The organism is Mycolicibacter heraklionensis, assembly GCF_019645815.1.
In the GTDB taxonomy this organism is placed as follows: Bacteria; Actinomycetota; Actinomycetes; order Mycobacteriales; family Mycobacteriaceae; genus Mycobacterium; species Mycobacterium heraklionense.
This window is the reverse complement of sequence record NZ_CP080997.1, coordinates 2170741-2183684: the sequence shown is the minus strand read 5'-3', so window position 1 is coordinate 2183684 and position 12944 is coordinate 2170741. Positions and strand designations below refer to the sequence as shown.

The following is a 12944-nucleotide window of genomic DNA, read 5'->3' as shown; positions in this document are numbered from 1 at the left end:
GGCTGCCTGGCGCGTCACTTGATTCCGGCCGCGTCCATACCCCGCAGTTCCTTCTTGAGGTCGGCGATCTCGTCGCGAATCCGGGCCGCCAGCTCGAATTGCAGATCACGCGCCGCGTTCATCATCTGCTCGGTGAGGTCCTTGACCAGATCGGCGAGCTCGGCTCGCGGCATGTTGCTGGTGTCGCGGCCCTCGAAGACCCCGGCGCTCACGGATTGGCCTGCCCGGCCCGGTGCCCCCTGGGCGCGCCGCCCGCGTGAAGCGTTGCGGCCCGACCCGGCGACCTCGATGGTTTCGGTGTCCTCCACCTCCCGGTACACCTGGTCGAGGATGTCGGCGATCTTCTTGCGCAGCGGCTGCGGGTCGATGCCGTTCGCCTCGTTGTAGGCGACCTGCTTGGCCCGGCGGCGTTCGGTTTCGTCGATGGCCTCCCGCATCGAGTCGGTGATCTTGTCGGCGTACATGTGCACTTCGCCGGAGACGTTGCGGGCGGCCCGGCCGATGGTCTGGATCAGGCTGCGGGTGGAGCGCAGGAAGCCCTCCTTGTCGGCGTCCAGGATCGCCACCAGCGACACCTCGGGCAGGTCCAGGCCCTCCCGCAGCAGGTTGATGCCGATCAGCACGTCGTAGTCGCCGAGCCGCAGCTGCCGCAGCAGCTCCACCCGGCGCAGCGTGTCGACCTCGGAGTGCAGGTAGCGCACCCGAATCCCCATCTCCAGCAGGTAGTCGGTGAGGTCTTCGGCCATTTTCTTGGTCAGCGTGGTCACCAGCACCCGCTCGTCGGCCGCGGTGCGCTGCCGGATCTCGGCGATCAGGTCGTCGATCTGGCCCTTGGTCGGCTTCACCACCACCTTGGGGTCCACCAGGCCGGTCGGGCGGATCACCTGCTCGACGAACTCGCCGCCGGCCTGGCTGAGCTCATAGGGGCCCGGAGTGGCCGACATGTAGACCGTCTGGCCGATCCGGTCGGCGAACTCCTCCCAGGTCAGCGGCCGGTTGTCGCAGGCCGACGGCAACCGGAACCCGAACTCCACCAGGTTGCGTTTGCGCGACATGTCGCCCTCGTACATGCCCCCGATCTGCGGCACGGTGACGTGCGACTCGTCGATGATGAGCAGGAAGTCCTCGGGGAAGTAATCCAGCAGGGTGGCCGGGGGCGTGCCGGCGCCGCGACCGTCGATGTGGCGCGAATAGTTCTCGATGCCCGAGCAGAAGCCGACCTGACGCATCATCTCGATGTCGTAGTTGGTGCGCATCCGCAGCCGCTGGGCTTCCAGCAGCTTGCCGTGGTTCTCCAGCTCTTCGAGGCGGGCGGCCAGCTCCTCCTCGATGGTGGAGATGGCCTGCGTCATCCGTTCCGGACCGGCGACGTAGTGGGTGGCCGGGAAGATGCGGAGCGAATCGACCTTGCGGACCACGTCCCCGGTGAGCGGATGCAGGTAGTACAGCGCCTCGATCTCGTCGCCGAAGTACTCGATGCGGACCGCCAGCTCCTCGTAGGACGGGATGATCTCGACGGTGTCGCCGCGCACCCGGAACGAGCCGCGGGTGAACGCCATGTCGTTGCGGGTGTACTGCACGTCGACCAGCAGCCGCAGCAGGGCGTCGCGCGGCACCTCCACGCCGACCTGCAGCTCGACGGAGCGGTCCAGGTAGGACTGCGGGGTGCCCAGGCCGTAGATGCAGGACACCGACGCGACCACCACCACGTCACGCCGGGACAGCAGGCTGGAGGTCGCCGAATGACGCAGCCGCTCGACGTCGTCGTTGATCGAGCTGTCCTTCTCGATGTAGGTGTCGGTCTGCGCGATATAGGCTTCCGGCTGGTAGTAGTCGTAGTACGAGACGAAATACTCGACTGCGTTGTGCGGCAGCATCTCTCGTAGCTCGTTTGCCAGCTGCGCGGCCAGCGTCTTGTTCGGCGCCATCACCAGGGTGGGCCGCTGCAGCCGCTCGATCAGCCAGGCCGCGGTGGCCGACTTGCCGGTGCCGGTGGCGCCGAGCAGCACCACGTCCTTCTCCCCCGAGGTGATGCGGCGTTCCAGTTCGGCAATGGCGGTCGGCTGGTCGCCGGCCGGCTGGTAGTCGCTGACGACGTCGAACCGGCCGCCGGCGCGGACGATGCCCTCGACGGCGTCAGCGGCGGGTCGGTACTCCGAATGCGCGACGATGGGGTGTTCCGTTGCGAAGGCCACGGAAACCAGAGTAGGCCGGGGAGCCGACAGGGAGAGGCGGTCAGTGGTGCACCCACCCAAGGAAGAGACCTTCGACCTGCACGGCTACACCAACACCGACCCCAAAGGGGTGGTGCGCGCCGTCGACGTCTACGAGGTGCATCCCTGGGGCCTCTACCTGGCCCGCCCCACCCCGGGGCGGGCCCAATTCCACTACCTGGAGTCCTGGCTGCTGCCGTCGCTGGGTCTGCGGGCGAGCATCTTCCACTTCAACCCCGGACACGAGCGCGACCAGGACTTCTACCTCGACGTCGGCGAGTACACCGCGGGACCGGAGCGCTGGCACTCCCGGGACCACTACCTGGACCTGGTGGTCCGCACCGGGTCCAGCGTCGAGCTCACCGACACCGACGAGCTGATGGCCGCCGTCGCCGAGGGTCTGCTGAGTCAGCATGACGCCGAGCAGGCGGTGCTGCGCGCGGTGAACGCCGTGGACGGCCTGGCCCGCAACGGCTACGACCTGCACCGCTGGCTGGCCGACCTCGGAATGCAACTCTCCTGGGCCGGGTAATCTCGCTGATATGAACGCCAAACTGCGAATCGGTGTCGCCGCTGCCACCACCGCAGCCGTACTCGGGTGCGGTCAGCTGATCCCGGCGCCGGCGGGGGCCGATGACAACGACACCACCACCGAGCTGCACAACGTGACCTACATCGCGAAGGTCGACGCCTGGTCCAGCGGCAACGTGGTGACCTTCATGCGCAACGACTACGAGACCGCCAGCGCGGACCTCGACGCGTTCGGCACCCCGTTCGAGGCCAACACCGTGATGTCCGACCCCAGCAAGGCCGGCATGGTGATCCGGCTGCGCTTCCCGACCACCGCAACCGTGCACTGCGAGATCAAGGTCGACGACGTCACCACCGTCAAGAGCGAGCGCTTCATCAACACCTGGGGCAACACCAATGACCCCCACACCGGCGCGATGCTGTGCGGCGCGCTGATCAGCAGCATGGCCTGATCAGGCTTTAACGCAGCTAAGGCCGCCACCCGGTGCGATCGGCCCAGGCCCATGCCTGCCGGTAGGCGGCGTCGAACCAGGGTTCCTTGACCTCGGCATACGCCGCGATGCCACCGTGCGCCCCCGCACGTTCCGCGTCGCGTTTGACGCCCAGGTACTCGGTCCGGGCCTCGGCGTCGGCGGACAGCCAGGCCGGGAACAGCAGGGCGAACTGCTGATTGGGCCAACCGGCCACTCGGATGTGGACGTTGGTGGCCCGGCCCGGGTCGGCGGAGGCGTGAATCCGCTTCTGCCACAACGCCGGGTCTGCCGCGTGATCGAACTCGTCGACGGTGCTGCGGGCGTTGGGCTTTCCGTTGTCGGTGGTGATCGCCTCCACCCGGGGGTAGCCGGCGCGCAGCAGGGATTCGGCGAGTTCGTCGGCCACCGCGAGGGATTCGACCGTGACCTGGACATCGATGACATCCTTGGCGTCCAGTCCGGGCACCGCCGTGGAGCCGATGTGATCAACGCGGGTGGCCCGGTGCCCACAGGCGGTGCGCACCCGGGCCAAGATTCGCTGCGCCTGATCCGGCCAGGTCGGATCGGCCGGCATCAGCTGCGTCGGGGACGGCACCGTCTGGCGCGTGGTGAGGTTGTGCGCGAACGGCAGGATGCGCTGGTGCCACAGCTCAAGGGCCTGCTTCGACAGCTCATCCGGGTTGCCGGAATTGTCCAGCCAGACGTCGGCGACGTCGCGTCGCTGCGGCTCGGTGGCCTGCGCGGCAATCCTGGCTCGCGCGTCGTCCTCCGACATACCGCGGTATTCACGCAGCCGAGCTACTCGGGTTTCTATCTCGGCGTGCACCACGACCACCAGCGGGAAAAGCGGCGCCATCTGAGACTCGACCAGCAGCGGGATGTCCTCGACGATCACCGCTTCGTCACCGGCCGCTGCGATCAGCTCAGCACGGCGGTGCGCCACCAGCGGATGCACGATGCCGTTGAGCGTTGCCCGCTTGTCGTCGTCGCTGAAAGCGATCGCGGCCAGCGCCGGACGGTCCAGTGCCCCGTCCGGCAACAAGATCCCCGGCCCGAAGGCCTCGACCAATTTGGCGAGGCCTTCGGTACCGGGCTCCACGACTTCGCGGGCGATGACATCACCGTCGACGATGACGCCACCGCACCGGCTGAAGGTAGCCGACACCGTCGACTTCCCGGCGCCGATACCGCCGGTCAGACCGATACGCAGCATCTGCGCCCCTTCAAAGCCCCTTCGAGCGCCCAGACGCTACTACGCGCTGTTACCGGCGAGCTTCTCCCGCAGCGCGGCGAGCTGCTCGTCGCTGGCCAGCGAACCACCGGCCGGAGCCTCGTCGCGGTGCGAACCGTTGGCACCTGAGCGCGGCTCGGCCTGCTCGGCAGCGGCGAACTTCTCCATCTGCGCGGTGTGCATCTTGTGCCGGCGCTCGGCCTCGGCGTAGCGGGCCTCCCACTCGGTGCGCTGCTTGTCGAAACCGTCGATCCACTCGTTGGTCTCGGCGTCGAAGCCCTCGGGGAAGATGTAGTTGCCCTGCTCGTCGTAGCTGTCGGCCATGCCGTACTTCGAGGGGTCGAACTCCTCGGTGTAGTCCTCGTTGGCCTGCTTGAGGCTCAGCGAGATCCGGCGGCGGTCCAGGTCGATGTCGATGACCTTGACCATGGCGTCGTCGCCGACCGCGACCACCTGGTCCGGGACCTCGACGTGGTGCTCAGCCAGCTCGGAGATGTGCACCAGACCCTCGATGCCCTCCTCGACACGGACGAACGCACCGAACGGCACCAGCTTGGTGACCTTGCCCGGGACGATCTGACCGATCGCGTGGGTGCGGGCGAAGTGGCGCCACGGGTCTTCCTGGGTGGCCTTGAGCGACAGCGAAACCCGCTCGCGGTCCATGTCGACGTCGAGCACCTCGACGGTGACCTCGTCGCCCACCTGGACGACCTCGGACGGGTGGTCGATGTGCTTCCAGGACAGCTCGGAGACGTGCACCAGGCCGTCCACGCCGCCCAGGTCGACGAAGGCGCCGAAGTTGACGATCGAGGAGACGACGCCCTTGCGGACGGCGCCCTTCTGCAGCTGGTTGAGGAACTCGCTGCGCACCTCGGACTGGGTCTGCTCCAGCCAGGCGCGACGCGACAGCACCACGTTGTTGCGGTTCTTGTCCAGCTCGATGATCTTGGCTTCGATCTCTTTGCCGATGTAGGGCTGCAGGTCGCGGACCCGGCGCATCTCCACCAGCGAGGCCGGCAGGAAGCCGCGCAGCCCGATGTCGAGGATCAGGCCGCCCTTGACGACCTCGATGACGGTGCCCTTGACGGCCTCGTCCTTCTCCTTGAGCTCTTCGATCGTGCCCCAGGCGCGCTCGTACTGGGCGCGCTTCTTGGACAGGATCAGACGACCCTCTTTGTCCTCTTTGGTCAGGACCAGGGCCTCGACCTCATCACCGACGGACACCACCTCGTGGGGGTCGACGTCGTGCTTGATGGACAGTTCGCGGGAGGGGATGACCCCTTCGGTCTTGTAACCGATGTCGAGCAGGACCTCGTCCCGGTCAACCTTGACGATCGTCCCTTCCACGATGTCGCCATCGTTGAAGTACTTGATCGTTTTGTCGATGGCGGCGAGAAAGTCCTCGGCCGAGCCGATGTCGTTGACGGCTACTTGCGGCGAGGTGACGGTGGGACTTGGCATGTGTTGGGTTGCTCCGGACATTGTGACGTAGTAGGGACGGGGTGCTATCACGCATGCTGCGCATGCGGTGGCCCGCGATCTGGCCTAGGACTAGTCGAGGACTACCTGTTGAGGCTACTCGACGCGTTGCACGCTGGACAAACCGGTGGCTACGCTCCCTCGCTATGCCTCAGATGCGGAACCGGCGGAGAGTCGGAGCGCCGCTCATCGTGATCGTCCTGCTCGCCATTCTCACCGTGTTCCTGTTGCTGCTGTTCACCGCGGCGAACCCGGGCGGGACGCTGACCGCGCTGGTACTGGCGAGCATGTCGATGCTGGTGGTGCTGTTGTGCTACCGCTGGCTGGACCGTTGGGAGCCCGAGCCGCGCCGGCTGCTGCAACTGGCGTTCTTGTGGGGAGCGTCGGTGGCCGTGGTGCTGGCGGTGGCACTGGAGACCTTCGGGTCATCGGTGGCCACCGTGCGGCCGCTGGTGTCGAAGGCCTTCGACATGGCAGCCATCCAGGCACCGTTCATCGAGGAGGCCGCGAAGGGCCTGTTCCTGCTGATCATGCTGACCGGGCGCCGGCGGCTGGCGCTCAACTCGCTGACCGACTGCATGGTCTACGCGGGCATCACGGCGGTGGGTTTCGCCTGGATGGAGGACATCGTCTACATCGCGCCGGCCGACTCACCGGCCAAGATGGCCGCGGTGGCCATCGCCCGGCTGATCTTCGGCCCCTTCGCCCACCCGCTGTTCACCACCATGACCGGGATCGGGGTGTTCTTCGCATTGCGCCGGCACGGCTTCTGGTCGAAAGCCTTCGTGATCCTGCTCGGCTATCTGGCGGCGGTGGCGATGCACGCCTCGTGGAACGCCTCGCTGGCGATGGGCGGCGGGCAACTTTTCCTGGTCACCTACGTGTTCTGGTTGGTCCCGGTGTTCCTGCTGATGGTGGTGCTGGGGATGCTGAGCCGCCGGCACGAGCAGCAGCTGGTCGCTTCGAAGCTGCCCGCGACGGTGGCGGGTGGCCTGATCACCCCCAATGAGGCGTCCTGGCTGGGCTCGATCCGGGCCCGCAAGCTGGCGATCCGCGAGGCGAAGCGCATCGGTGGCCGGCCCGCCGGTCGGGCCGTCAAGAAGTTCGCCGCCCAGGTGATCCAGCTGGCGTTCATCCGGGATCGCATCGACCGCGGCTTCGGTGATCCCGAGGTGTTCGCGGTGCAGCAGGAGGACGCCTACGGCGTGGTGGCCGCCCGCACAGCCGCTCCGGTGCTCTACACCATGGCGGGGTATCACTCGCCGGTGCCGGCGCGGCGGTGATCTTCGGGAGGCATCGCGATGTCGCTGCGCAATCGCCTCACCGACTACTTCGGTATCGAACACCCGATCGTGCTGGCGCCCATGGCGCAAGCTTCCGGCGGCCGGCTCGCCGCTGCGGTCACGCATGCCGGTGGACTCGGTCTTCTCGGCGGGGGCTACGGCGACGCTGACTGGGTGCAGCGCGAATTCGATGCCGCCGGCGACGCGCGCGTCGGGTGCGGTTTCATCACCTGGAGCCTGGCCCGCGTGCCGGAGGTTCTCGACCTCGCACTCAGCCGGCACCCGGCGGCGATCATGCTGTCCTTCGGTGATCCCGAGCCCTTCGCCGAAGCCATCCGCGACGCGGGGGTTCCGCTCATCTGCCAGGTGCAGACCCTTGAGCAGGCAGTTGCCGCGCTGCGGGCCGGAGCGAATGTCATCGTGGCCCAAGGCGCCGAGGCCGGCGGCCACGGAATGTCCACCCTCTCGACTCTCACGTTCGTCCCGGCCGTCGTCGACCTGGTGGCGGAGAGCTCCCCGGAAACTCTCGTACTGGCCGCGGGCGGTATCGCCGACGGCCGCGGGGTGGCCGCGGCGCTGGCGCTCGGTGCCGACGGAGTCTTGGTCGGCACTCGGTTCTGGGCCTGCAGCGAGGCGCTCGTGTCGCCCAGCGCTCACAAGCGCGTCATCCGGGCCAGCGGTGAGGACACCGTTCGCACCCGCGTCTACGACCTTGTGCGACAGCTTGATTGGCCTGCCCACTACGACGAGCGGGCGCTACGCAACGCGTTCCTGCAGAGCTGGCACGGCGACGAGAGCCACTTGCTGGCCAACCTGCCCGAGGCCATCGCCGCCTTCCAGGCGGGGCTCGCCGCGGCGGACTTCGACATTGCGCACATCCTGATCGGCGAGGCCGTCGGCCTCATCCACGACGTCGTGCCGGCGGGTGCCATCGTGGCGCAGATGGTGCACGACGCCACCCGAATCCTGAACCGCGGCTCGTAGCGGCCTTGATGGCCGTCCGACCCGGACTTTCAGTACCGTCGATACAGACGGAGAGGCTGATTGATGGGGACTTCGGAAGAACTGATCGCACTGGAACAACGCGGGTGGGAGGCGCTCGCGACGAGCGGTGAAGCCGCTGCGGACTTCTACCGGCACGTTCTCGACGACGACATCGCGATGGTGTTCCCAGGCGGTATGTCGATTTTTGACCGCGACGCCGTCATCGCATCCATGGGCGGCGATGCGTGGTCGTCCTTTGAGCTCAGCGATATCCACGTGCTTGTGCCGGTGCCCGATGTTGGCATCGTCACCTATCGCTCGACCTCGCAACGCGGAGATCAGCCCACCTACGTTGCCCTTGTCACCAGCGTCTACACACGGCGCGGCAACGCCTGGCGGCTCACGCTGCACCAACAGACCGCCGCCTGACCGCCGCTAGAAGGGTGGTGGGTCGTCGGGGTCGATGCCGGGGGCTACTTTCGGGAACCAGATGGCGTCGCGGGCGGCGCGTCGGGCTTGGCGGGCCTTGCGGTTGTGATTGCGTTCGGTGGCGATGCGGGCGGCGCGGTGTTGGGCGCGGGTGCGTCGGCGGCGGGGCATCATCGCGGTGCGGTCACCGCGGCGGTCCTCGTCGCGGCATTGAGGTGGCTTCAGGTTTCCGGTGGGTGCGCACAGGTGCGGGAACAGCAGGGAGCTGCCCGGGGTGGTGACGTAGGTCTGCCCGGAGGGTGAGGTCAGGATCAGCGTGCCGTCGGGCAGTTGCTGATCGCGCCAGCCCCAGAAGGTTTTCACCAAATGATGGGTGCGGCAATAGCATTTGAGGTTCGACGGATGGGTGACACCGCCGTCACCGCGGGGAATGGTGTGGTCGATGTCGCAGTCGAGTGCTGGGCGGTCACAGCCCGGCCAGCGGCACGTCAGGTCCCGGCACCGGACGAAATCCGCGAGTGCTTTGGAGGGCACATACCCGGGCTCGGGTGGTGCGTCGGTGGGGTGCACCAACGCCACCAGCCGGGCCGATTTGGCGAGTTCGGCGATCAGTTCCGGTGGGATGAGTCCATCGGCCTCGACCATGGAGCCCGGCTGCTCACCGGTGCCGTCGAGGGTGGCCTGCTGGGCGATCACATGAATCACCACCGGCGAGGCGCCCGGGCGCCCACCTGCCGCACAGTCGGACCGGCCGCAGCGGCATCCCAGCCGATCGGCCCGCGCCGCCAACGCCCCCATGGCATCGGCGCGCCGCTGCGCGCGGGTCCGTGGGTCGTGCTCACAGACCGTGGCCGCCAACGCATCCAAGGCCTTATCCACTGCACGCGCATCGACGCTGAACAAGCTGCCCTGGATCTCCGAGAGACCGCCTTCGACGTAGTCCCCGAACAGGATCTCGCGTTCGGCCTGCCGCTCCTTGCGGCGGCGCACCGCATCGGCGTCGGCTTTGGCCACGATCTTGTCGATCTTGCCCGCCAACCGGCTCATCGTCAGCGACGGCCAGCGCACCACCTGCGCCGCCAACTGCCCATCCACGGCCGCCAACACCTCACGGTCGGTGATCAACCCGGTGCGATACACCATCGTCTGAAACAACCGCAGATCGATATCACCGGCCGCAAAGACCTGCGCCACCTGCGGCAGCTGCTCGCGCATCGCCCGGGCATACCGCAGCCGACTGCCCGCCAGCCCTTGGCTGATCCGCAACGCCGCGGCGACCTCGGCAGCCACTGCCGCCTCGGTGTCGACCGCCCACTCCTCGGTTTCACTACAGCGACTCAACCGCAGCGCAAACAACTCCCCGATCGCCACCAAGTGCGCGGCTGCCGCCCGATTCTCCGCCCGCGCCGACGCGCAGACCCGATCCACCAACGCCGCCGACTCCGGCGTCACCGAGGGATACCGCCGCTCAAAGCGCTCAGACAGCCGCGCGATCGACTCCGCAGAGGGAAGCCTCGATGACGACTGTTCGAACATACGTTCGATTGTAGCAGCATCCACTGACACGTACCGGGTGTGTCGAGGCGAGCAGGGGTCAGTGCGCGGCAGCGTCCCAACTACGCCCGTAACCCACCGCGACCTCCAGCGGGACGCTGAGCGGATAGGCGCTGCCCATCTTGTCGCGTACCAGCGCCTCGAGCGGCTCGCGTTCGCCCTCGGCCACCTCGAACAGCAATTCGTCGTGCACCTGCAACAACATCCGCGACCGCAGGCCAGACGCCTTGAGGGCTCGGTCGACGTTGATCATCGCGACCTTGATGATGTCGGCCGCGCTGCCCTGAATCGGCGCGTTGAGCGCGGCCCGCTCGGCGGACTCCCGGACCTGGCGGTTGCTGCTGTCCAGTTCCGGCAGGTAGCGCCGCCGGCCCAGCACCGTCGAGGTGTAGCCGTCCTTGCGGGCCTGCTCGACGACCTCGTGCAGATAGTCGCGCACCCGGCCGAACCGGTCGAAGTAGGCGTCCATCTGCTCTTTGGCCTCTTCGGTGGAGATCTTGAGCTGGGAGGCCAACCCGTAGGCGCTCAACCCGTAGGCCAGGCCGTACGACATCGCCTTGACGCGGCGCCGCATGTCCGGGGTCACCTCGTCGATCGGCACCGAGAACGCCCGCGACCCGACGAACGAGTGCAGGTCTTCGCCGGTGTTGAACGCTTCGATGAGGCCTTCGTCGGCCGACAGGTGCGCCATGATGCGCATCTCGATCTGGCTGTAGTCGACCGTCATCAGCTCGGGGTAGCCGTCCCCCACCACGAAGGCGTCGCGGATCTGGCGTCCGGCGTCGGTGCGGATCGGGATGTTCTGCAAGTTCGGGTCGGTGGACGACAACCGGCCGGTCGCGGCGATCGTCTGGTTCAGCGTGGTGTGGATTCGGCCGTCGGAGGCAACCGATTTCAGCAATCCGTCGACGGTCACCTTCAGGCGAGTGACGTCGCGGTGCGTCAGCAGGTGCTCCAGGAACGGATGACCGGTCTTGTCGAACAGCGACTGCAGCGCGTCGGCATCGGTGGTGTAGCCGGTCTTGGTCTTCTTGGTCTTGGGCATGCCCAGTTCGTCGAAGAGCACCACCTGCAGCTGCTTGGGTGATCCGAGGTTGATCTGCTTGCCGATCACCGCGTAAGCGGCTTCGGCGGCGTCGCGGATCTGGTCACCGAACCGACTCTGCAGCTGGCTCAGGTGATCGAGGTCCACACCGATCCCGGCGGTCTCCAGCTCGGCCAGCACCCGCTGCAGGGGCAGCTCGATGTCGGCGAGCAGGCCGGAGGAGTCGATGCGGGCCAGTTCGAGATCCAGCGCGTCGGCCAGGTCGGCGACGGCCCGGGCCCGCAGGATCGCGGTCTGCACCGCTTGGTCGTCGATGCCTTCGGTGTCATCCAGCAGCGAGAGTTGTTGTTGCTCATCGGATTCGGCACGCAGTTCCCGGCGCAGGTAGCGCACCGAGAGGTCGTCGAGACTGAAGCTGCGCTGACCGGGCCGCACCAGGTAAGCGGCCAGGGCGGTGTCACAGGTGACACCGTCCAGAGTCCAGCCTCGCCCGGCCAGGTCGTGGATGGCCAGCTTGGCCTCGTGCAGCGCCTTGGGCTTGTCCGGGTCGGCCAGCCAGGCGGCCAACGCGGCGTCGTCCTCGGCGGTGAGCGTCGCGGTGTCGATATAGCCGCCATCGCCGTCCGCCGAGGCCAGGGCCAGTGCGGTGGCGTCGCTGTCGAAACTGCGGTGGGTGCCGATCACGGCCAGCCCGGTGCGACGCCCGTCGGCGGCGTGTTCGGCCAGCCAGGCCCCGACCGTGCCCGGCTCCAGGGCGGCGCCGCGCACCTCGAAGCCTTCCTCGGCCTCGGGCACCGTGCCCCCTGCGGTGGACAGAGTGTCGAACAGCCGGTCGCGCAGCACCCGGAACTCGAGGTCGTCGAAGAGCTGATGGATCTGCTCACGGTCCCACGGCACCAGCCGCAGGGTGTCCGGCGTCTGGGCCAGCGGCACGTTGCGGACCAGGTCGGTCAGCTCGCGGTTGAGGATCACGGTGGACAGGTTGGCGCGCAACGCATCTCCGACCTTGCCCTTGACGGTGTCGACCTGGTCCACCAGCCCCTGCAGCGACCCGTACTCGGTGATCCACTTCGAGGCGGTCTTCTCCCCCACCCCGGGGATGCCCGGCAGGTTGTCGCTGGGGTCGCCGCGCAGCGCCGCGAAGTCCGGGTACTGCGCCGGAGTCAGGCCGTACTTCTCGACGACCGCGTCCGGGGTGAACCGGGTCAGGTCGCTGACCCCCTTACGCGGGTAGAGCACGGTCACGTTCTCGTTGACCAGCTGCAGGGCGTCGCGGTCGCCGGTGACCACCAGCACCCGGTAGCCCTCGGCGTCGGCCTGGGTGGCCAGCGTGGCGATCAGGTCGTCGGCCTCATAACCGGGCTCCGACAGCGTGGTGATGCCCAGCGCGACGAGGACTTCCTTGGTGATGTCGATCTGGCCGCGGAACTCATCGGGGGTGGTCGAGCGGGTGGCCTTGTACTCCGGGAAGCGCTCGGAGCGGAAGGTCTGCCGCGACACGTCGAACGCGGCGGCGACGTGGGTGGGGGCCTCGTCGCGCAGCAGGTTGATGAGCATCGCGGTGAACCCGTAGACGGCGTTGGTGGTCAGGCCGCTGCGCGTCTTGAAATTCTCCGCGGGCAGCGCGTAGAAGGCCCGGTACGCCAGCGAGTTTCCGTCCAGCAGCAGCAGCGTCGGTTTGGTCTGACTCACAGGGCCAACTCTAGGCACCGCCGGCGGGCG

General features: G+C 67.6%; 10 protein-coding genes. 5 read left to right on the top strand and 5 right to left on the bottom strand.

Annotated elements, in window-relative coordinates; translation table 11 throughout:
- Nucleotides 1-14 precede the first annotated feature (14 nt).
- Nucleotides 15-2195: an excinuclease ABC subunit UvrB gene (uvrB, locus tag K3U94_RS10210; protein WP_220696388.1), complete on the bottom strand. Its 2181-nt coding sequence runs from the start codon at nt 2193-2195 to the stop codon at nt 15-17.
- Nucleotides 2196-2241: 46 nt separating this feature from the next.
- Between uvrB and K3U94_RS10205 the strand changes: the two genes are divergently transcribed.
- Nucleotides 2242-2745 (top strand): ribonuclease FAU-1 family protein, encoded by a 504-nt coding sequence (locus tag K3U94_RS10205; RefSeq protein WP_220696387.1) that lies wholly within the window; start codon nt 2242-2244, stop codon nt 2743-2745.
- A 10-nt stretch (nt 2746-2755) separates the two neighbouring features.
- Nucleotides 2756-3196 (top strand): hypothetical protein, encoded by a 441-nt coding sequence (locus K3U94_RS10200; protein ID WP_052957025.1) that lies wholly within the window; start codon nt 2756-2758, stop codon nt 3194-3196.
- A gap of 16 nt (nt 3197-3212) precedes the next feature.
- Here the strand turns inward: K3U94_RS10200 and coaE are convergent, their stop codons facing one another.
- On the bottom strand, nt 3213-4430 hold the full coding sequence (coaE, locus tag K3U94_RS10195; RefSeq protein WP_220696386.1) for a dephospho-CoA kinase: 1218 nt from the start codon (nt 4428-4430) through the stop codon (nt 3213-3215).
- A gap of 39 nt (nt 4431-4469) precedes the next feature.
- Nucleotides 4470-5909: a 30S ribosomal protein S1 gene (rpsA, locus tag K3U94_RS10190; RefSeq protein ID WP_047321004.1), complete on the bottom strand. Its 1440-nt coding sequence runs from the start codon at nt 5907-5909 to the stop codon at nt 4470-4472.
- A gap of 173 nt (nt 5910-6082) precedes the next feature.
- Between rpsA and K3U94_RS10185 the strand changes: the two genes are divergently transcribed.
- From K3U94_RS10185 to K3U94_RS10175, 3 genes are all read left to right on the top strand, one after another.
- Nucleotides 6083-7210 carry a PrsW family intramembrane metalloprotease gene (locus K3U94_RS10185; RefSeq protein WP_220696752.1) on the top strand — a complete coding sequence of 376 codons (1128 nt, stop codon included), beginning with the start codon at nt 6083-6085 and terminating at the stop codon, nt 7208-7210.
- 18 nt (nt 7211-7228) lie between these two features.
- The gene (locus tag K3U94_RS10180; protein ID WP_220696385.1) at nt 7229-8194 is read left to right on the top strand and encodes an NAD(P)H-dependent flavin oxidoreductase; all 966 of its coding nucleotides are present in this window, start codon (nt 7229-7231) and stop codon (nt 8192-8194) included.
- Nucleotides 8195-8257: 63 nt separating this feature from the next.
- Nucleotides 8258-8623, top strand: coding sequence for a nuclear transport factor 2 family protein (locus K3U94_RS10175; RefSeq protein ID WP_220696384.1), 366 nt, complete (start codon nt 8258-8260; stop codon nt 8621-8623).
- A gap of 6 nt (nt 8624-8629) precedes the next feature.
- On the opposite strand, the gene K3U94_RS10170 is transcribed toward K3U94_RS10175, so the two are convergent.
- Both K3U94_RS10170 and polA read right to left on the bottom strand, forming a co-directional pair.
- Nucleotides 8630-10159, bottom strand: coding sequence for an HNH endonuclease signature motif containing protein (locus K3U94_RS10170; RefSeq protein ID WP_220696383.1), 1530 nt, complete (start codon nt 10157-10159; stop codon nt 8630-8632).
- A gap of 58 nt (nt 10160-10217) precedes the next feature.
- On the bottom strand, nt 10218-12932 hold the full coding sequence (gene polA, locus K3U94_RS10165; RefSeq protein ID WP_220696382.1) for a DNA polymerase I: 2715 nt from the start codon (nt 12930-12932) through the stop codon (nt 10218-10220).
- Between the last annotated feature and the right edge of the window lie 12 nt (nt 12933-12944).

Coding starts and splice junctions, on each gene's coding strand:
- K3U94_RS10200 (WP_052957025.1), top strand. CDS start 2,756: ATGAACGCCAAACTGCGAATCGGTGTCGCCGCTGCCACCACCGCAGCC.
- coaE (WP_220696386.1), bottom strand. CDS start 4,430: ATGCTGCGTATCGGTCTGACCGGCGGTATCGGCGCCGGGAAGTCGACG.
- rpsA (WP_047321004.1), bottom strand. CDS start 5,909: ATGCCAAGTCCCACCGTCACCTCGCCGCAAGTAGCCGTCAACGACATC.
- K3U94_RS10185 (WP_220696752.1), top strand. CDS start 6,083: ATGCGGAACCGGCGGAGAGTCGGAGCGCCGCTCATCGTGATCGTCCTG.
- K3U94_RS10180 (WP_220696385.1), top strand. CDS start 7,229: ATGTCGCTGCGCAATCGCCTCACCGACTACTTCGGTATCGAACACCCG.
- K3U94_RS10175 (WP_220696384.1), top strand. CDS start 8,258: ATGGGGACTTCGGAAGAACTGATCGCACTGGAACAACGCGGGTGGGAG.
- K3U94_RS10170 (WP_220696383.1), bottom strand. CDS start 10,159: ATGTTCGAACAGTCGTCATCGAGGCTTCCCTCTGCGGAGTCGATCGCG.